20 protein-coding genes and 1 tRNA gene are annotated in these 19,401 nt (G+C 49.2%); 11 read left to right on the plus strand and 10 right to left on the minus strand.

All coding sequences use genetic code 11. The annotated features are described in order from the left end of the window. Nucleotides 1–132: 132 nt before the first annotated feature. The gene (locus tag N3Z11_RS13100; RefSeq protein WP_260657640.1) at nucleotides 133–534 is read right to left on the minus strand and encodes a hypothetical protein; all 402 of its coding nucleotides are present in this window, start codon (nucleotides 532–534) and stop codon (nucleotides 133–135) included. Between the two features lie 53 nt (nucleotides 535–587). Continuing rightward, entirely contained in the window at nucleotides 588–2,486 is a 1,899-nt protein-coding gene (locus N3Z11_RS13105) for a DUF885 domain-containing protein (protein WP_260657641.1), read from the minus strand. A gap of 167 nt (nucleotides 2,487–2,653) precedes the next feature. Between N3Z11_RS13105 and N3Z11_RS13110 the strand changes: the two genes are divergently transcribed. Then, on the plus strand, nucleotides 2,654–3,865 hold the full coding sequence (locus N3Z11_RS13110) for an MFS transporter (protein WP_260657642.1): 1,212 nt from the start codon (nucleotides 2,654–2,656) through the stop codon (nucleotides 3,863–3,865). A gap of 11 nt (nucleotides 3,866–3,876) precedes the next feature. Here the strand turns inward: N3Z11_RS13110 and N3Z11_RS13115 are convergent, their stop codons facing one another. The 3 genes from N3Z11_RS13115 to yegD all read right to left on the minus strand — a co-directional run bounded on the left by N3Z11_RS13115 (nucleotide 3,877) and on the right by yegD (nucleotide 7,709). Further along, the gene (locus N3Z11_RS13115) at nucleotides 3,877–4,668 is read right to left on the minus strand and encodes a pseudouridine synthase (RefSeq protein WP_260657643.1); all 792 of its coding nucleotides are present in this window, start codon (nucleotides 4,666–4,668) and stop codon (nucleotides 3,877–3,879) included. Nucleotides 4,669–4,757: 89 nt separating this feature from the next. Continuing rightward, nucleotides 4,758–6,260, minus strand: coding sequence for a DEAD/DEAH box helicase (locus N3Z11_RS13120; protein ID WP_260657644.1), 1,503 nt, complete (start codon nucleotides 6,258–6,260; stop codon nucleotides 4,758–4,760). A gap of 141 nt (nucleotides 6,261–6,401) precedes the next feature. Further along, entirely contained in the window at nucleotides 6,402–7,709 is a 1,308-nt protein-coding gene (gene yegD, locus N3Z11_RS13125; RefSeq protein WP_260657645.1) for a molecular chaperone, read from the minus strand. Nucleotides 7,710–7,905: 196 nt separating this feature from the next. Here yegD and N3Z11_RS13130 point away from each other — a divergent pair, with 196 nt between their 5' ends. Genes N3Z11_RS13130 through N3Z11_RS13140 form a run of 3 tightly spaced genes read left to right on the plus strand, consistent with a single transcriptional unit; the run spans nucleotide 7,906 to nucleotide 10,146 of the window. Continuing rightward, the gene (locus N3Z11_RS13130) at nucleotides 7,906–8,511 is read left to right on the plus strand and encodes a FlgO family outer membrane protein (protein WP_260657646.1); all 606 of its coding nucleotides are present in this window, start codon (nucleotides 7,906–7,908) and stop codon (nucleotides 8,509–8,511) included. Nucleotides 8,512–8,555: 44 nt separating this feature from the next. Continuing rightward, nucleotides 8,556–9,308, plus strand: a complete 753-nt coding sequence (locus N3Z11_RS13135; protein WP_260657647.1) for a FlgO family outer membrane protein — start codon at nucleotides 8,556–8,558, stop codon at nucleotides 9,306–9,308. Nucleotide 9,309: 1 nt separating this feature from the next. Then, nucleotides 9,310–10,146: a FlgO family outer membrane protein gene (locus N3Z11_RS13140; RefSeq protein WP_260657648.1), complete on the plus strand. Its 837-nt coding sequence runs from the start codon at nucleotides 9,310–9,312 to the stop codon at nucleotides 10,144–10,146. Nucleotides 10,147–10,415: 269 nt separating this feature from the next. Here N3Z11_RS13140 and N3Z11_RS13145 read toward each other — a convergent pair. Next, nucleotides 10,416–10,490: transfer RNA gene (locus N3Z11_RS13145), tRNA-Arg, on the minus strand. A gap of 287 nt (nucleotides 10,491–10,777) precedes the next feature. After that, nucleotides 10,778–11,962: a flagellar assembly protein FlgT gene (locus N3Z11_RS13150; RefSeq protein WP_260657649.1), complete on the minus strand. Its 1,185-nt coding sequence runs from the start codon at nucleotides 11,960–11,962 to the stop codon at nucleotides 10,778–10,780. A gap of 171 nt (nucleotides 11,963–12,133) precedes the next feature. On the opposite strand from N3Z11_RS13150, the gene N3Z11_RS13155 reads away from it, so the two are divergent. Continuing rightward, nucleotides 12,134–12,589: an LPP20 family lipoprotein gene (locus N3Z11_RS13155; protein WP_260657650.1), complete on the plus strand. Its 456-nt coding sequence runs from the start codon at nucleotides 12,134–12,136 to the stop codon at nucleotides 12,587–12,589. A gap of 185 nt (nucleotides 12,590–12,774) precedes the next feature. On the opposite strand, the gene flgN is transcribed toward N3Z11_RS13155, so the two are convergent. The 3 genes from flgN to flgA all read right to left on the minus strand — a co-directional run bounded on the left by flgN (nucleotide 12,775) and on the right by flgA (nucleotide 14,320). After that, nucleotides 12,775–13,206, minus strand: coding sequence for a flagellar protein FlgN (flgN, locus tag N3Z11_RS13160; RefSeq protein ID WP_260657651.1), 432 nt, complete (start codon nucleotides 13,204–13,206; stop codon nucleotides 12,775–12,777). Further along, nucleotides 13,203–13,526, minus strand: coding sequence for a flagellar biosynthesis anti-sigma factor FlgM (gene flgM / locus N3Z11_RS13165; protein ID WP_260657652.1), 324 nt, complete (start codon nucleotides 13,524–13,526; stop codon nucleotides 13,203–13,205). Before flgM ends, flgN begins: the two co-directional genes overlap by 4 nt. 77 nt (nucleotides 13,527–13,603) lie before the next feature. Next, nucleotides 13,604–14,320, minus strand: a complete 717-nt coding sequence (flgA, locus tag N3Z11_RS13170; protein WP_260657653.1) for a flagellar basal body P-ring formation chaperone FlgA — start codon at nucleotides 14,318–14,320, stop codon at nucleotides 13,604–13,606. A gap of 124 nt (nucleotides 14,321–14,444) precedes the next feature. On the opposite strand from flgA, the gene N3Z11_RS13175 reads away from it, so the two are divergent. The 6 genes from N3Z11_RS13175 (at nucleotide 14,445) to flgE (ending at nucleotide 19,226) form a co-directional block, all read left to right on the plus strand. Next, on the plus strand, nucleotides 14,445–15,374 hold the full coding sequence (locus N3Z11_RS13175) for a chemotaxis protein CheV (RefSeq protein WP_260657654.1): 930 nt from the start codon (nucleotides 14,445–14,447) through the stop codon (nucleotides 15,372–15,374). Between the two features lie 14 nt (nucleotides 15,375–15,388). Then, complete coding sequence (locus tag N3Z11_RS13180) at nucleotides 15,389–16,222, plus strand: CheR family methyltransferase (RefSeq protein ID WP_260657655.1); 834 nt, start codon at nucleotides 15,389–15,391, stop codon at nucleotides 16,220–16,222. A 143-nt stretch (nucleotides 16,223–16,365) separates the two neighbouring features. Then, on the plus strand, nucleotides 16,366–16,767 hold the full coding sequence (gene flgB, locus N3Z11_RS13185; RefSeq protein WP_260657656.1) for a flagellar basal body rod protein FlgB: 402 nt from the start codon (nucleotides 16,366–16,368) through the stop codon (nucleotides 16,765–16,767). Then, entirely contained in the window at nucleotides 16,767–17,180 is a 414-nt protein-coding gene (flgC, locus tag N3Z11_RS13190) for a flagellar basal body rod protein FlgC (RefSeq protein ID WP_260657657.1), read from the plus strand. Before flgB ends, flgC begins: the two co-directional genes overlap by 1 nt. A 10-nt stretch (nucleotides 17,181–17,190) precedes the next feature. Beyond that, a complete protein-coding gene (locus N3Z11_RS13195) occupies nucleotides 17,191–17,889 on the plus strand; it encodes a flagellar hook assembly protein FlgD (protein WP_260657658.1) in 699 nt (232 codons plus the stop codon). A 20-nt stretch (nucleotides 17,890–17,909) separates the two neighbouring features. Further along, nucleotides 17,910–19,226: a flagellar hook protein FlgE gene (gene flgE / locus N3Z11_RS13200; RefSeq protein ID WP_260657659.1), complete on the plus strand. Its 1,317-nt coding sequence runs from the start codon at nucleotides 17,910–17,912 to the stop codon at nucleotides 19,224–19,226. Nucleotides 19,227–19,401: the final 175 nt, after the last annotated feature.

Consider the following 19,401-nt stretch of genomic DNA (forward strand, 5'->3'; position numbering starts at 1 on the left):
GCTCCAGCCCCCTGAGCTTGCCTGGCTGCTGTTTAAAGTTGTGCTGATAAAAAAGGCAGCTAGTGCTGCCTGAGTTATTTGTGGCTTGGGGTTTTTACGCTTTAAAGCTTTTGCGTTTAGCAGGTTTGGCGCTTAGTTAAAGTGTCGCACCAGGCTGGCGCCCAGCAAAATAACATAAGTGACAGCCACTGTGGGTTTGATGCTGTTTTTCAGATAACCGGTCAATAACTGCAGCAGGCCGCCTCTTTGTTGTTGCCAGCTGTGATGCCATAAACAACCAATGTCCTGCGCTTGTTGCGTCGCTTGTTCCAGCGCATATAGCCGGCTTTCAGTGCGGCTTTGCTGGGTTTTCCACAGAGCCTCATGCAGCCAGAACAACAGCACCACACCAAGTTGCAGCAACAAACCACTCTGGTTTTGCACCAGATAAAGCCACAGCACCATAGCCACCACTTTGAGCCACAGTGCCTGTTTTTCCATCTGATCATAACTTTGTTGCAGTAACAGCCATTCGGCCTGATTGCTATTGCTCATGGTACAAATCCTTCTGAACAGCAGGGGCTGTCATCTCCCAGCCCCTGATGGGTTTAGTTTGCAGCAGCGCTGGCTTTTTGCGCGGCCACCCAGCTTTTTACTTTTTGTTCCAGCACTGCCATAGGAACTGCGCCGGTTAATAACACTAAATCGTGGAAAGCCCGGATATCAAAGGTATCACCAAGTTCGGTTTTGGCAAACTGGCGCAATTCAACAATTTTCAGCATGCCCAGTTTGTAACCCAAAGCTTGTCCTGGCCAGGCCATATAACGTTCAATTTCAGAAATAACATCAGACGATGCCGTGCCTGTGGTTTGTGCCATATATTGCACAGCCTGTTCGCGGCTCCACTTTTTGGCGTGCAGACCGGTATCCACCACCAGACGCACAGCACGGAACAACTCAGCTTTTAACCGGCCCAGGTTGCCAAAAGCATCATCTTTGTACATGCCCATTTCATAAGCCACCAGCTCGGAATATAAACCCCAGCCTTCAGAATAGGCGTTATAAGAAGCCAGCCGGCGCAGCAGTGGCAGTTGATCCTGTGCCAGATTTAGTGCAATTTGCCAGTGATGGCCAGGGTTGGCCTCATGGTAGGTTAATGATTTTAAATCAAATTTGGCGTTGGCTTTCATGTCGGCCAGGTTGATCCAATAAATACCTGGTTTGCTGCCGTCAATGGAAGGGCTGGTATATTGACCGCCTGGAGCGCTGTCCTGAATTTCTACCGGAATACGGCGCACTTCGACGTTATAAGGCGGGCGGGTAGCAAACTGCTCGCCAATACGTTTGTCCATTTCGGCAATATAACCGTTTAAATCGGACAGCAGCTGTGCCCGGCCTTCGTCTGAGTCCTCATATAAAAAGCGGCTTTCTTCGTTCAGCGCCGTCATTCTGTCGCCCACTGTGCCTTCATGGTAGCCATTGGCTTTAAGAATGCTGTCCATTTCCTGGCTGATACGGGCTACTTCGTCCAGACCAATCTGGTGAATTTGATCCGGCGTTAAATCTGTATCGCCCAGCTGTTTCACAGAATAGGCATAAAAGTCGCTGCCGTTTGGCTGCGCCCAGATACCGGCTTCACTGCGGCCATGCGGTAAAGTCGCCACTACGTCATTGACCAATTGCTGGTAAGCAGGGGCCACCACAGTGCTGATAAGATTGGCGGCTTTTTGCAGCAGCTGCTGTTTTTGCTCCGGATTGAGCGCAGCAACTTTATCCAATTTGGCAGCAAAATCTTTATACAGTGCATGGTTGGTGCTGTTGTCGCTATAACTTTGCAAAATAGGGCGGGCTTTATCCAGCAGCACACGTGGCGGGATAAAACCGTTTTTAACATCGGTATTAAATTTGTCGCTGACTGCTTTAAGCGCAGGGCCAAATTTTTCCAGCCGGCTTAAATAAGCTTCAGCATCGGTTTGGTTATTGATGGGATGAGAATTCAGTAAAGCGCCGGCCATATCTATGGTTGGGCCATTGATTTGATTGATAATAAAAGGCGAGTGCCCCATCCAGACATCAATATAACCTTGCGGAAAACGACTGTCGCCGGCGTAAAAATTCAGAATATTGGCCATCACGGCCAGGTTATCGGCTTGCTGGGCCTCAGTGGGTTGTGGCATGGCTAGTAATTTGGCGGCAAGCGCTGCCATTTTGCTGCGAAGTTCAGCTTCGGCCGCGCTGTTATAGATGTCCATTTCCGCCTGATATTCTTTACCCACCTGATCCACACTCAGGTTATAAGCCGATGCACTAAGCGGTCTGGCCTGAAACAGCACTTGTGTCGCTTCCTGATAAACAGCTTGTGCTGCTTCGGCGGAAAAAACTGCGGCCTGCGCTTTTTCTGCAGTAGCAGCCTTGCTGGCAGACGTATCAGGGGCAACGGGCGCTTCAGTACATTGGGTCAGCAGCAAACTGCTGGCAATTGCCAGACTTAACAGAGATAAACGCATCAGAACATCCTCAAAATTCAGGGGGCAAAAAACCGCTCTATGATACACAATGACCATCCGAATGCAGCTGCTTTTTGTATACAATCTGGCGAAGTGATCTGGCTGCACTCGCGTAACATGATGCAAGCCGTTACAATAAAACCACTTTTTGCTTTGGCAGTTTTGTCATGCCTCAATCATTCACCGCAGCGCCTTATGAAAAATCCAGCAGTGGTTATCGTTGTATCACCTGGATCTTAAGTTTTGCCGCAGTGGTGGTGTTCGCTAATTTGCACGCCCTGCAACCTTTATTGCCTGAACTCAGCCGCAGTTTTGCCTTAAGCCCGCTACAAACCAGCTGGAGTTATGCCATTGGCACTCTGGCGCTTGGCGTGAGTTTATTATTTTATGGTGCTTTGTCGGATGCTGTCGGCCGGCGCAATGTGCTGCTCTGGACTTTAGTGGGCATGCTGCTGGCCACTGTTGCCATCACTCAGGTGCAGTCTTATCAGAGTTTATTATTCTGGCGTGCGCTGCAAGGGTTTTGCCTTGGCGGCCTGCCGGCTATTGCCATTGCTTATATGGGCGAGGAGCTCAGTAAGCCTGCGCTGTTGGCCGCTGTGGGGTATTACATTAGCGCGAGTTCCTTAGGCGGTATTTCCGGTCGGGTGCTGGCCGGTTTTTCGGCAGAGCTTGGACACTGGCAATGGGCGTTCTGGCCCATGGCGCTATTGAGTTTGGTGCTGGTGCTGCTGCTGTGGCGTTATTTGCCAAAATCCCGCCATTTTGTTGCCAAGCCTTTTTCCTGGCGCCAGGCCGTTGCCGACAATCTGTTTCACCTGAGGCAAAAAGTATTGCTGCTCACTTACCTGATTGGCGGTCTTAACTTTTTTATCTATTTAAATCAATATACTTATATTAGTTTTGCGCTATCAGCTGCACCTTATAATTTATCTTCCGGCTGGATAGGTTTATTGTTTTTAACTTATCTCACCGGCACTGTTGGCTCTGCCATGTCGGGTAAAGTCAGCAAAAAACTAACCCCGCCCCAGGGCATGGCGCTGGGTATTCTGACTATGATCGCCGGCACTTTAATCACTTTATTGCCGTTTTTAACCGGCATAGTGCTGGGCTTTTTTATCAATGCTTTTGGCTTTTTCTTAACCCACAGCCTGGCCACCGGCTGGGTGAATCAGCATGCAACCCGCGCCAAAGCCAGCGCCAGTGCGCTCTATCTGGTGTTTTATTATGTAGGCGCCAGCACCGGCAGTTTTTACCTGCATCCGTTCTGGAGTTATGTCAAATGGCCAGGCGTGGTGCTGGGCTCGGTATTGATGTTATTGCTGACCTTATGGCTCAGTCTGAAGCTCAGGCCTTTTGTGGTGGCCAAAGCTGCCTGAAGGCGCAGTTTTTATGATGCTGCCGGCTCTGCAGTTGACTGAGCGCAGCCTTGTAATAACTGCAGCTCGGCTTTGCTTAACTGCTGCATTTGTCCTTCCGCTAAATCTCCCAAAGCCAGTTGGTTGATATGGGTCCGTTGTAAATGCAGCACTTTAAGCCCAACTTCACGGCACATATAACGGATTTGCCGGTTCAGGCCCTGGGTTAGGGTAATTTGAAAGCTGTGTTCAGTCAGAGGCTGCAGCTGACAGGGCAAAGTCTGATAAAGATGGGGCCCCACCTGATAAGTTAAACCTTGTGCTAAACGATGTAACATCAAATCTTGTAGTGGTTTATCAACTGTCACCTGATAGGTTTTCTGATGGGCAAAAGATGGGTGCATCAGCTTTTGCGCCAAAGCGCCGTCGTTGCTCAGCAGCAATAAACCACAACTGTCTTTATCCAGCCGTCCCAGTGGAAATAACCGCAGTGGCAGGCTCTCAAGCAGCTGTTTTAAACTGTCTTTTTTGTTATTCAGATTGCAGTCGATGCCCACCGGCTTGTGATACCGCCAATATTGCAAAGGTGCCGGAGCGGGCAGTGGCTTGCCATCGAGCAAAATAACATCACCGCTTTTCACCTGATAATGATGCGGCTGTTGCTTGCCATTGACTGTCACTCTGAGCTCAGAAATGAGCCTGGCAGCAGCTTTTCGTGAACAAAGGCCACTTTGTGCCAGTGCCTGGTTTAACCTAAGGCCAATCAAAGCGGCTGCGTTATCAGTGCTGTTGCTGTTGCCTGAGCTGGCATGGCTTGATGGCATGATGCTTTTTATGTATCGGCGCAGAAAAATGTGATGCTGAGGATAATACCTAAGCCTGATATTTCAGGCTCAGGTATTTTACTGACGGCTTAAACTTGTGAACCAGCCGGTTTAGCAGCTCGTGCTGCTGTGCTGGTGCCTGACTGATCGCTGCGGCGCTGGCCAGTTGCTTGTTGGCCTTGTGAGCTATGTTCGCTACGACGTGGCGCCACTTTGCCATGATTGGCTCTGTTGCCGCCGGCATTGTTGGTGCTATTGCCATTGGCTTGCGGGTTACGGCCAGGGCGTTGACCGCCAGCTGGTTTTTCACCGTTGGCAGTTTGACCTTTGGCAGTCTGTGGCTTACGTGGCTGGCCTGAACGGGCAGTTGCCTGAGTATTGGCGCCGGCAGGTTTTTTATGTTGTGGCCGAGGCGAGCGCGGTGGACGCACTGTTAAATCATGGTCATTTGGTGCATTGCTGACAATACCGGTCAGTTCTGCCACCGGTATTTTCATGCCAATCAGCTTTTCCACTTGTTTTAACTGTGGCATTTCATCCGGGCACACCAAAGACACGGCCAAACCTGCTTTACCGGCACGACCGGTACGGCCAATACGGTGTACATAATCAGCAGCTGAACGTGGCAGCGCAAAGTTCACCACAAAAGGCAGTTCGGCAATATCAATACCACGGGCGGCAACGTCGGATGCCACCAAAACGCGTACTGAATTGTTTTTAAAACCGGCTAAAGCGGCGGTGCGGGCATTCTGGCTTTTATTACCATGAATAGCAGCAGCACTGATGCCGGCTGCTTCCAGTTTTTCGGTCAGGCGGTTGGCTTCGTGTTTGGTGGCCATAAACACCAGCACTTGCTGCCAGTTGTTTTGTTCAATTAAAGTGATCAAAGCACCGGTTTTTTGGCCTTTGCTCACGTGATACACCTTTTGTTCAATTTTTTCTGCTGTGCTGTTTTCCGGTGTGACATTGATCATCAATGGATCTTTTAACAGCTTATTGGTCAGTTGTTTGATTTCATTGTCAAAAGTGGCTGAAAACAACAGGTTCTGACGGATTTTTGGCAGCAGGTTCAGAATTTTCTGAATATCGCGGATAAAACCCATATCCAGCATCCGGTCGGCTTCATCCAGCACCAGAATTTCAACTTCGTTAATTTTAACGGCGTTCTGGCCAATTAAATCCAATAAACGGCCAGGGGTTGCGGTCAGAATATCCACACCACCGCGCAGCGCCATCATTTGTGGGTTGATGTTGACACCACCAAATACCACCAGATGTTTTAATTTTGGATCCAGCAATTTGCTGTACTTGGTAATTTGCTCACCGATCTGCGCCGCCAGCTCGCGTGTAGGCGTCAAAATCAGAGCGCGGGTAGGGCGCGGATGTCTGGATTTGGTTTGGCTGAGTTTTTGTAAAATCGGCAGCACAAAACCAGCGGTTTTGCCCGTACCTGTTTGCGCTGCAGCCAGTAAATCCCGACCGGCCAGCACTGCAGGAATCGCCTGCTGCTGGATAGGTGTCGGCTGGTTATAACCTGCTTGTTCAACGGCTTGTAAAATGGCAGGTTGTAAACCTAATAACGAAAATGACATCAATAACCCCACATATTGTCAGCACGCCGAAATTGGGGGGCTGTACAAAAAAGTCGCGCATTCTAACCGGTATCGGGCCCAAGTGCTATCAGAATGCTCAAGCCTTTCTTAAAACACTGATTTACGCAGCCTCTTTTTGGTTTAAGCAAAATGCCGGGCAGCTATAGTGCATAAACCTTTGCCAACGGAGCCAAAGCGGTCGCCATGCACCAGCGGTACATCGGGCAGCAGTTGTTGCAGCAGCTGAATCACACCTTTGGCCGCAGAAGCGCCGCCTGTTAAAAAAATCACATCAGGTTTGGCAGCTGCGCTGGCAAGGCTGTGTTCTATCAGCTTTTTAATGCCGTTCAGTTCAATATAAATGGCCTGATCAAGCATTTGCAGGTCAATCTGCTGATGAAGCTGTGCTTCCAGGCGACTGAGTTCCACCTGCACCTGAGCATTCTCTGCCAGCGCTATTTTGGCCTGTTCGGCTTTTTGCACCAGGTAATAACTTAAATGTTGCTGATAGAGTTTCAGTAAACGGCTGACTTTGTGGGGGTCTGTGGCAAGTTTGATCAAACTCTGAATTTCCGCCGCACTTTGTTCACGGTAAAAGTTTTCCTGTGCCTGAATATCAATAATATTGACCGCATCACTAAAGAGCGCGTTGGGCAAAGGCCGGCCTGTCGTCGCCAGACTGCCGCGACCCAGCAGCGGCATTAAGCCGTAAATGGCCAGTTTAATGTCCATATCCACCCCACCAATACGGCGCCCGGCGTGACCCAATAAGTCGTTGCTGCGATCGGTCTGCATGGCCAGTTTGGGCCCGAGGCGGATTAAACTGATATCGCTGGTTCCCCCGCCAATATCCACCACCAGCACCAGTTGTTCCTGAGTCAGGCTGCGCTCGTATTCCACAGCGGCAGCAACGGGCTCATAGGCAAACTGAATTTCTTTAAATCCAACATCCTGCGCCGCTAAGCGCAAAATAGCTTCGGCTCTATCATCGCCCAAAGCGCCGTCTATACCCTGAAAATGTACAGGCCGGCCGAGCACGGCATAAGGCAACTCAGCACCACGCGCCAATTCTGCTTTTTGTTTAATGTCTTTGAGCAATAAAGTGCAAATTTGCCGGTAAATCTGGCTTTGTGCCGGCGTTAATCTGGACCCGAGCATTGATTTGGGCGAGCGGATAAAAACCCCGGCCAGTGGATTACTGCTGTAACTCTGGTGAGCGCTTTGTCCTAAATGCACTTTGGTCTGCTGCTGCAATAGCCGGCTTAAACTTTCGTTGATATAAGGCTCGTCTTCGTCCTGATCGTCACTGCGGTTTTTTTCGATATAAAGCGCCGAGCTTAAATAAGGGCCGTCAGCGTCCAGCGGCGCCAGCACAGGTTCCTGGTTTTCCAGCCAGCCTGCTGTGCAGTTGGAGGTGCCAAAATCAATTCCGGTATAACAAGCTTGCATTATCGGTTCCTGAAAATTCTGCAGTGCAAGGCCAGTCGGGCCCGGCAAAAAAGCCGCACAGTATAACCAGAGCGCTGGCAGGCGTCAGTACAAGCTGGCACTGATTTTGCAAAATTCGCAGATATCTGGCTCCCAAAATCGCAGCAGGTGGCAACAATGCCAGCTGTCGGGATCTCAAATCTGAGGTACATAACTGATGAATACCGCCAAAGCCGCTTTGATGCTGAGCACAGCTTTGTTCACAACCGCCTGTGTGCAGCTGCCGGAGCAGCCTGAACAGCGGCAGCAAACTGCCGTGTTGCAGCCAGAAGTTGCCGTTACGCCGCTGCTGTATTACACCGAACGTATTGCCGATAGGTTATTTAAGGACTTAAAACCTATTACGCCTGGTGCTATTGCCGTGGTGAGTTTTACCGACGTCAAATCTCTGGCGCCTGATCCTTATAATTTGTCGATGAATTTATTGGGTTTGCAGTTACAGGAAAGCATGCTGACCGTTGCCAGTCAGCTCGGTTATCAGGTGAAAGAGCTGCGCCTTGCCTCTTCAGTAAAAATTTATGCCGACCATGAGCGCATGTTAAGCCGGGATATTAATGAGCTGGCCACGCAACAGTCGGTGCGTTATGTAATAGCAGGTACGCTCAATCAATCTGAAAATTACACTACAGTAAATGCCCGGCTGGTCGATATCCAGACCAATACAGTGATAGCTGCGGCGTCGGATTTAGTACCAAGTTCAGTGCTTGGCAGTGCAGAGCAGGTGCAGCTGCGCCAACAAATGTTATATCGCAATAGCCAATAATGGGCACAACAGCACCAGGTTTTTGCGTTGAAATGGGGATGATTATGACAGCTAAATTAATGATGTTGACGCTGTGCCTGGGATTAACGGCCTGCGCATCGATAGATAAATGGGACAAAGCAGTGGCTGCCAAACAGCAGGCCGAAGATCAGGCTCAGGCGCAAATACAGCTGAAAAATACCCCGAAAGCCACAGTGCCTGTGGTTCCTGCCGGTAATGGTAATGCACCTTTATATGTGACTCCGGCTTTATACGATGGTGCAGCTTATCAGGCCACCCGGATGGCGGCGCAAAAAACGCTGCCAAACTATCTGCCCCAGGCGCAGGTAACGGTGAATCATTATATTCAGGGCATGATGCATGACTTAGTAGCCAATTTAGATTTGGTCAAAGACGGCATGATTATCGGGGTCACCAGTTTTGTTTATCTGGATGGCGCTTATGATCAGGCTGATTTACTGGGTAATCAGCTTTCTGAAGGTTTTATGCATGAAATTCATCAGTTTGGCTTAAATGTGGTCGACTTTAAAACCACAGATTTTATCCGCGTCACGCCCAAAGGAGATTTTGTGTTCAGCCGCGACTTTATGGAGCTGCGTGAAGAACAGCCGATAGAATTTGTGTTGGGCGGCACCTTAGTGGCGCATCAGGGCGGCACTTTGGTTAATGCCCGTATTGTTTCTGTGGCCAGTAAAAAAGTGCTGGCGACAGCCCAGAGTTTTATTCCGCAAAATGTGGCCAATGCAGTGTTGCCTTCGGCGACACAAGGCAAACTTTATTTAAAGCAGGGTGAATAACATGCGCTCGATAGCAGTGTTGTTGCTACTGGCATTAAGCGGTTGCAGCCAGTTATGTGATTGTCAGAATGCTCAGGCTGACCGCACTGACAACAGGACTGACAGCCACAGCGAAGCAAGCTTGTCGGAGCAAATGCAGCAGGAACAAAGTCTGGCGGGCAGCAGCGTTGCCACAGACGGTACTGTGATTGAAGACAAAGTGATGCCGGAAGCGCCACCTGTGCAGTCGGCTCCGACTGTGTCGCAGCTGGATAAAATTATGGCAGAGCCAGGGGCCAAACCGATTTGGCCTGTGGTGCAAAAAGCGCCACTGCAGCGCAAAAATCTGCCGTCTGAGCAGCAGAGCGCTTATCAGCAGGGCGGGCCGCACAGCGTCACATTGTCACCTTACCCTGAGCTGCCGCAAAGCCGCAAACAGTTAACTGATTACGCAGCGCAGCTGGCTTTTAAACTGGCCGGGTTTGACGAGCTGAAGGGTGCCAAAGTTGGCATTACCAGTTTTGTGGAATTTGACGATAGTCTGGAGCAAACCACGGCGCTGGGCAATCAGTTTGCCGAAGCTATGGTGACTTTGCTGCCGCAATATGGTGTCGATGTGATTGAATATAAACTGACCCGGGACATTGATGTCAGTCCAAGAGGAGATGTTGCACTGTCACGCGATGTGCTGAAGTTGCAGCAAAAAGTCGGTATGGATTATGTGATGACTGGCACCCTGGTGGCCACCCGCCGTGGTATTCAAATCAACAGCAGAGTGGTATCTGTGCAGGGACATAAAGTGATAGCTGCAGCCAGCACTATGGTGCCACATCTGGTATTACAACAAATTCAGCCTTAATGGCCAGAGGGCTTCAAGCCCAACCCTGGTATCAGGTGGCCAAAAAGCGAAGCGGCAGTGACAGACTGCCGTTTTTTTTGCGTAAAGCACTTCGCCTCATAGCATTAAAAGCAGCCACAGCTTTGAACGGAAGCCGGCTTTTATCTTAGCTTATTGTTATCTGAGATTGTTATCTGAGATTGCGGTTAACCGAGCTTGTGGTTCATTGAGGTTTTTGTGATCTGTGACTGTTTTGCGAGAGGGAATAACGGGCAATACAAAAGCTGAAATGGCGGCCCCAACAGGAATCGAACCTGTAACTGCCCCTTAGGAGGGGGCCGTTATATCCATTTAACTATGGGGCCGTATTTTACCGCGTTGTCTATTGAGTTGCAGGCTGAGCTGCCAGGGTGTGCTTCTGACTCAACGGCGCCACATGCTGCTAAAAATGTGGCCTTTTGTCAATTGATGCTGCATTTATTTGCCGATAGTTGCTGAATAATCAAACAGCTGCAGCAATAGATGGCTTTATTGCTGCACATTATTGTTACAAATGCGCAGCCAGAGTTGCTGCTGCGCCAGAGCTTGCTTTTCTTTCACTGAGGTACCGCAACTCTGGGGCAGGCTGTAGTTTCAGCTATTGCCAGGCCACTTATTCTTGTCCGGTCGACTCTTGTTCAACCCATTCATCCTGTACCACTTTTTGTGCTGCTTTTGCCAGATCGCCCACCTGCACATTGGCCAGTAAGCGCGCATCGACACTCTGTGCCCAGGCTGCTTCATGGCTTAACTGGGTGACCCGGACTGTCATATCCGTTACTGCTAATAACGGCTGGGTCCGACCAAAGTTGTCGTTCAGTTCACGCCGGTGCACCAGGGTAAAGGTGTCGCCAATTTCTACACCATGAGCGCTGCCCAGGTTCAGCAGCACCTGATTGTCTCTGACCTGCAACAGCTCGGCCACGACGGGTTCACAACGGATGGCTTCTTCCACATCCAGCACTGCGGCATCCAGCACCCGTCGTGCTGCCTGGCCATAGCTGGTTTGCCAGAATCTGTGATATTGTGGATCTAACGCCGTGGTTTTACGCACACGCCAGATAGCAGACGTCTGATACTTTTGCTGCATGACTAGTTTTGCTTCGGCCAAATCAAACACTGATAACTGCAGATGGTAAAAACGCTCGCGGTCAGCGTCACTCCAGAATTGCCAGTTGGTGCCCTGAGTTTCACCCAGTGACACGTCGTTTAAAGTAGCGCTTAACAGATAACGGGCACCATATTGCCGGCTGATGGCTTGACGTTCGTGATAACTTAATTTTTCGGCATCGATAGGGGCCGGCAGAGTCTGAGTCCAGCTGCTTTGACTAAGCTCAGTCAGTTTGTCGTTAAAAAGCTCGCTGCTAACTTTGCCAAGTTCAAATAAACCACCAATCACAGCCTGTTCCGGCACCTTTAATTTAAAAGGCGCAATCAGCAATTTCTTTTTATAGGCCACATTAGGGCAGGCGGCTTCGCCCGGCACTATGTCGGCGCGAATTGTCACTTCAAAAGTGCCATTGCTGGCGCGCTCTGACACCAGATGCACCTGCTGCACTTCACCATGACTTTTGAGCTGCATGCTGTCTTGTGTCAAAAGACCGTCAGTGACCTGCTGCACACTGCGCACCGACACGCCGGCAAATAACAATGCCCGTTTCACCGCATCTTCAGTGGCCTGAGCCCTGGCTGCAGCCTGATCACCATTGCGGATCGCAGCCTGGCCTGTGGTTTCGTACCATTCGGCCTGAGCCTGGCCTGCCAGAAGCAGCATTGCGGCGCCTGCTAACTTACGCATATAAAAATCTCCACTGACTGATAACAGCACAAAGCAATTTACGTGCCTGCTCTTGGCTAAACATAATTCTGGCGTGAATTCTGCAGGGTTTTACCCAGACATGTGCCATCCAGCGTTGCTGTTGCAGTGTGAGTTCTGCTACAGCCGCTACCGAACGACAGAAGGTGAATAATGAACAAATTTTTGCTGCCCTTGTTAGCCAGCCTGGCACTTTCAGGTTGTAGTTTGTTTATGGATAAAGAAGTGCAGTGGGAGTCGGTACCACCGGATAATTTCCCGCTGATCAAAGCTGTGGGTTATGCGCCTTTAACCGAGCAAAAAGCCGCGACAGAAGAAGAGCGGATGCTGATGGCGATGAAAGCCTCCAAGCTCGAAGCTTATAAAGAGCTCGCCGAACAGGTGTATGGCCAGAAAGTAGATTACAAAGTGACGATGGGGCAGGCGCTGCTGGGCAATGAGCAGTTGCGTGCTTCACTGCAAGGGGTGATCCGCGGGGCGCGAGTGGTGAAAACCTATCCGGTCGGTCAGTTTTATGTCACTGAAATGGAACTTGATTTTAGGCAAGTGTATGACCTGTACCAAAATGCCCAGCCGGTACGGCGGGTGAAATCAGTGAAATATTATTAAATAGCGCTAAGGCTGAACGCTGCGTCAAAACTTTAAGTCTTTGCAGTGAAGCCGTTAGCTCTAAGCCGTATATTCAGCATGCTGCATCTTTTATATGACAGAAAGCTAAAACAACAACAGCGGGCATTGCCCGCTGTTGTTTATGTTGTATCAGGAAAGATTCCTGCAATTAACTCAGTCCATACTCAGGCTTTAATTCCGCCGCCTTTGTGATCAATGGCGGGTTTGCCTTTAGCCGTATAAGTCAGGCCGGATTTACCGCGGTTTTGCAATAATTCGTGTTTAAAACGTTCCACAATCAGCTGGCTTTGTTGCAGGGTCAGGGCGTTAATTTCGTTTTGTTCTTTGCACTGCTGCAGAATATGGTCAATGTCCTGTACTTTTTGTACAAACCAGGCTTCGTTTTTTACTGTGTTCAGCATGGGAAGAGCGGCGATGTCATGATCCAGCTGCTGAATTTGTTCAAGGCAAGCCAGTTTAGCAGTGCCCCCCTGTTCCAGCGCTTCCACATTGCGGCTGGAAATGGCTGCAAGTTCAGCTTTTAATAACGACAAAAGCATCGTCAGATGCTCTTGTTGTTTTTCAAACAAAGGAAGGATGAGGGTCTCGTCTGTCATTTTTTGTCGAACAGCTCGCCTTCAAACTGCATAATGCGTCGGGCCAGTGCCTCAACATTAATTTTGTATTTGCCTTCAGCAATAGCCTGTTTAATTTTGTCGACCTTTTCCTGATCAACACCAGAGCTGTTGCTGGCTTTTTCCTGTGCTTTGGTAAACTGCTGCGCCTGAGTGGTCAGAGACACAGAGTCCTGCTTTTGTGACGGCGCACTCATGTTCACTTGTTGCTGCGCAACTTGTTGTTTCTGAATGCTTTGATCAACTTTGTCAGTTTTCACTGTGGTGGCATTTTGCACACCTTGATTGACATTAATCGCCATAATTCACCCCTCATCAGACCCTTTGGCCTATTCCTTAAACTCTTTAACGGCCGCAGGCAGAAAAACTTTAGAACTTTTTACAACTTTATTTCGGCTTTTTTTACTGCAGTGACCACAGCACTGATCACCTTTTGCGATTGGTTGTTTTGTAACCGCACAGTATCGCCAAAACTGCCATCCTGCAAGGCTGTTGCCTGAGTACTGACCGAGAGTGTGCTGGAAATACCTTCAATTGTAACAACATCGCCTTTACATACAAGACAAAGATCAGTCTGACTCAACATTTGTCCGGCATTCAGCGCTTTTTTGCTGCGGGCGCCTATCACCAGCTGCAGATTGGTTACCGGCATGCCGCGGCTTTGTAGTACATCAATATCGGCCATGGTCAGCATTTCTGCAGTTATATAACTGCCAGCCGGAATCTTTTGTGTGCTGACCACTGTGCTGATTTGCTGACGTAGTCTCAGTGGTACAAATAATTGCCAGCTGTTGCCTTCGTCCGTGCAGCTGATCCTGACAGTATTTTGACGCTGTAATTTGGGAGTCACCAGACTAAATTGAGGCGGGCTGTCGCAGCTTTTGTCGGCCAGCCTGTTATCCAGTGGATACAAGTCGGCCTGTAGCTGACCATGTTCCATTTGTTGCAGCTGTTGCTGCAACCAGTCGGAGGCCTGAGCCGACAATTCGGCCATGCTGTAACTGGTTGCGCGGGCCGGAAAATTGCCGTACAAAAACAACAGACACAACAGTAATTTGCCATAAGAAGCGGACAGAAATTTATCGTACATTTTCATATTGTTTCAGCTATGCTTTATCGGCAAAGGGCTATAACATACCAAGTATGTCAATTTTTCAGTAACTTGCCGCTATTTTCCTTCTGCTGCAAGAATCGATCCTGAAAGTTCTGGGGAGTCTCACATGGCGGGTATTCTTGATTCTGTAAACCAGCGCACCCAGTTGGTTGGGCAAAACCGGCTCGAGCTGTTGTTGTTCCGGTTGGCTGGTCGGCAGCGTTTTGGCATTAACGTATTTAAAGTAAGAGAAGTGCTGCAGTGCCCGCCGCTGACTGCAATTCCAAAACGTAATAAGTTTGTGCGTGGTATTGCCCATATCCGCGGCCAAACCATTTCTGTCATCGATTTAAGCCTGGCAACAGGTGGACGTCCGATTGAAAATCTGAAAGACAGCTTTATTATCATTGCCGAATACAACCGTTCAGTGCAGGGCTTTTTAGTCAATTCCGTTGAACGTATTATTAATATCAACTGGGAATCTATTATGCCGCCGCCAAAAGGCACAGGCGGTCGCCAGAGTTATTTAACGGCAGTGACTGAAATTGACAAAGAGCTGGTGGAAATTATCGACGTGGAGAAAATCCTCGAGGAAATTTCACCGTCACCCACTACTATTACCGCCGCAGTTGAAACCGAATCTATTATGGCCGACCTTGGCGGCAGAACCATTCTGATAGCGGACGACTCAGCCGTTGCCCGTAATCAGGTGAAGAGGGCGCTGGAAGGTTTGGGTGTAACCATGCATCTGGTGAAAAATGGCCGTGAAGCTTTAACCTACCTGCAGGAAGTTGCCGCTAGTTGTGAAGAGTCGGTCACCGAAAAAATCGGTTTGCTGATTTCGGATATTGAAATGCCGGAAATGGATGGTTATACCCTGACGGCAGAAATTCGCCTCGACCAGAAACTGAAAAAATTGCATGTGATCCTGCACACTTCACTCAGCGGAGTGTTTAATCAGCAAATGGTGCAAAAAGTTGGCGCAGACGATTTTATTGCCAAGTTTAATCCTGATGAACTTGGTGAATCGGTGCGCAAGTGGTTACATACTGATTGATAGGTGGCATCGCAGTGGCGAACAAAGAGCTGCATGACAGTGAGTACAAGCTGTTCAGGGATTTCCTTGAGCAGCAGTGCGGCATAGTGCTGGGTGACAATAAACAGTATCTGGTAAAAAGCCGGCTGGGTCCTTTAATGCAAAGGTTTAATCTGGCCACTTTATCCGAGCTGGTCAGTAAAACGCTGAGTCCGTTTGAGCGGCAACTTCGTTCCGCTGTGATAGACGCTATGACCACCAACGAAACTTTATGGTTTCGCGATACCTACCCCTATGAGCTGTTAAAAAAACAAATTTTCCCGGAGCTGGAGAAAGATCATCGCAACGTCAAAATTTGGTCGGCGGCCAGCTCATCCGGCCAGGAGCCTTATTCTATTGCAATGACAGCGCTTGAGTATCAGGCTCAAAGGCCTTCGGCTTTTAGTCTGGGCGTGCAAATTCTCGGCACTGATATTTCAAATGCGATGCTCGAGCATTGTCAGCGTGGTGAATACGATGGTCTGGCTTTATCCAGAGGTTTGTCCCCTGAGCGGCGCAGCAAGTTTTTTGAAGAAAGCGGCAACGGTATGATGCGGGTGCGGGACCAGGTACGTAAAAATGTGTCCTTCCGCCATTTAAACCTGCTTGATAGTTACACTTTGCTTGGCAAGTTTGACATTATATTCTGCCGTAACGTATTGATTTATTTCTCTCCTGAGGTAAAAGCCAAGATCATTCGCCAGTTTGCGCAGTCGTTAAATCCACGTGGCTACCTGTTTTTAGGGGCGTCGGAATCTTTAAGCAGCGTGAATACCGATTTTGAAATGTTGCGCTGTAATCCGGGCATTATTTACCGTCGTAAAAACTAATCAGTCTAAAGAGCCGGCAGTCGCCGGCTCTTTGTCTTTTATTAAAATCCTACATTATTTTGCCTGAAGCGCACAGCGCCAAAAATTTTTGGCCTGAGTTTTGCTACAGAAATTCTGTCATTCACAGAATAGAGTGCTGCATCATGGCAATCAGCTTCGACCGGGCCTTTGGCCTGCATCCCCAGGGGATGCTACTCAGAGAAAAACGTTCCGAAATATTGGCCGACAATATCGCCAATGCGGACACACCGGGTTTTAAAGCCAAAGATCTGGATTTTCAGACAGCGCTTGCCAACGCCCGGACGCAGCAAAGTTCCTCACTGAGCCGCACTCATGACAAACATTTTGTGATTTCAACCGATCTGCGCCAGGAAGTGAAATTCCGCAACGTGGAACAAACTGACACCGGTGACGGTAACAGTGTTGATATTCATCGTGAGCGCAATGCGTTTAGCCAGAACAGTATGGAATATCAGGCGTCACTGAATTTTCTGAACGGAAAAATCAGTGGCTTGAAAAAAGCTTTAGGTGGAGGTCAGGCCTAATGAGTTTATATCGGGTGTTTGATATTGCCGGTTCCGGATTAACGGCGCAGGCGCTGAGGCTGAACACCACAGCCAGTAATATTGCCAATGCCAATACGGTGAGTAGCAGCATTGACCAAACCTATCGTGGCCGTCATCCGGTGTTTGCCGCTGAACTTGACCGGGCGCAGGAACAACAGGGCGCAGGGGTAAAAGTGATGGGCATTGTTGAAAGTGATGCACCGCTGACCACCGAATATAATCCAAGCCATCCGATGGCAGACGAAAATGGCTTTATCTACAAGCCAAACGTGAATGTCATCGAAGAGATGGCCAACATGATTTCAGCCAGTCGCTCATACGACGCCAATGTGCAGATTGCCGACGCAGCCAAACAGATGCTGAGCCGTACTCTGACACTGGGTCAACGCTAAGGAGTAAGCCATGACGACCGTCAGTAATAATACCAGTAACAGTTATCTGGACAGCCTGAAAGGGGCCAACGGTGCCAAGGAAAAAACCGACGCTGAAAAAGCAGGGGCTTTAACCCAGGCCGATTTCTTTGCGCTGTTAACCCAGCAGTTGGCGTTTCAGGACCCGACCAAGCCGGTTGAAAACGATCAGATGATTGCGCAAATGACCAACTTCACCATGGCTGATGGTATCAGCTCGCTGAACAGCAATTTTAAAGATTTTGCCAGCAGCATGGATTCAAATCAGGCACTGCAGGCATCGAGCCTGGTGGGCCGCACTGTGCGGGTCAGCTCGGATCAAATGCCGTTTGACGGCACAAATATGGCGGTAGGCTCTACCGAAGTTCCGGCCAACACCAGTTTATTGACGGTGAAAATTTATAACGCAGCCGGTGCGCTGGTGCGATCTGAGCCGGCTGAAAGCCCGCCAAGCGGCAAGTTCGACTTTGCCTGGGATGGCAATAATGATGCTGGCGAAGCGCTGCCTAAAGGCATGTATACCGTCAAGGTGGAAGCCACAGTCAATGGCAAAACCGAAGCATTACCCACTTCTTCTTATGTACCTGTGACCAGTGTGACGCTGGGCAAAGGTACAGGTGACATGACATTAAATCTGTTTGGTTTAGGTGCAAAAAAACTGACAGATATTTTAGAAATTGCAGCGGGTTAACTCCGTCAACGAGGTGAACTATGAGTTTTAATATTGCATTAAGTGGTCTGGCAGCCGCTCAGAAAGACTTGGATACCACGGCAAATAATATTGCCAACGTCAACACCACGGGTTTTAAAGAATCCCGTGCTGAATTTGCTGATGTGTATGCAGGTTCTATTTTTTCCTCGAACCGCACAAAAGTGGGCGACGGTGTGTCTACTTCGATGGTGGCACAACAATTTAGCCAGGGTGCGCTCAAATTTACCAACAACTCGCTGGATTTAGCTATTACCGGTGATGGCTTTTTTGCCATGACGCCAGGCCTGGCTGACCGTGATATGTCCTATACCCGTGCCGGTGCCTTTAAGCTGTCCAAAGAAAACTTTATTGTCGATAACAACGGCAATTATTTGCAGGGTTATCCGGTGGACCCGAGCACAGGTTCGGTTAGTTCTATCAGTTTAAGTACCACCAAACCTATTCAGATCCCAAGTACGGCAGGTGCACCACGTTCCACGTCCAACGTTTATCTGACGATGAACCTGAATTCTAAAGATGTGGCGCCTGCCGGTGGTTTCCCGGCTTTTAACCCGCTGGATAAAACCACTTACAACTCAACGGCAGGTACTTCGACCACTGTGTATGACAGCTTGGGCGAGCCACATATTCTGTCGTTCTATTTCAGAAGAACAGATCCGGCCACAGACAATGACTGGGAAGTGTATGCGGTGTTTGATGACAAAACGGCAGCGGGTCAGGAATTTGGTCCTGTAGTACTGGATTTTGACGCCAACGGTGTGCCAACTTTACCACTGACCGCATCTTTACCGGATCTGGTGATCCCGCAGGCGACATTAAATACACCTACTTACCTGCAAAACGGTGCTCAGTTCACCGGCCCGTTAACGGTAAACTTTACCGACCAGGCTGCAACCCGTTTCCCAACACAGTACGCCTCGAAGTTTGAAGTGGGTTCGTTAAGCCAGGATGGTACTACTGTGGGCCGGTTAACCAGTATCGACATCGATGCGGCCGGTAAAGTGATGGCTAGCTACAGCAACGGTGACCAGACCTATCTGTCTCAAATTGCCATGGTGAAATTTGCCAACCCACAGGGTTTAACCCAAACCGGTAATACCGCCTGGAAAACCAGTCTGCGCTCCGGTGAGCCGCTGGCAGGTGAAGCCAACAGTGGTACTTTAGGCGCCATTAACTCGTCAGCACTGGAAAACTCCAACGTCAACCTGACCAACGAACTGGTTGATTTAATTTCGGCGCAGCGTAACTTCCAGGCCAACTCCAGGGCACTTGAAGTCAACAGTACCTTGCAACAAACTGTCTTGCAGATCCGTTAATTAACACGCTGATGCTGCACTGAAAAAAACCACCTGCGGGTGGTTTTTTTATGCCCGGAATTTATCGGATTTCACTGTCGTTGCAGGCAAAAATCGCTGCCTGAAAGCCTGCTTTAGCCTGATCTTAGCTGCTTTAAACATCATGGCATCATCTTTGCTTTAGTCCTGTATCAGA

The organism is Rheinheimera sp. 4Y26 (genome assembly GCF_025245835.1).
Lineage (GTDB): Bacteria > Pseudomonadota > Gammaproteobacteria > Enterobacterales > Alteromonadaceae > Pararheinheimera.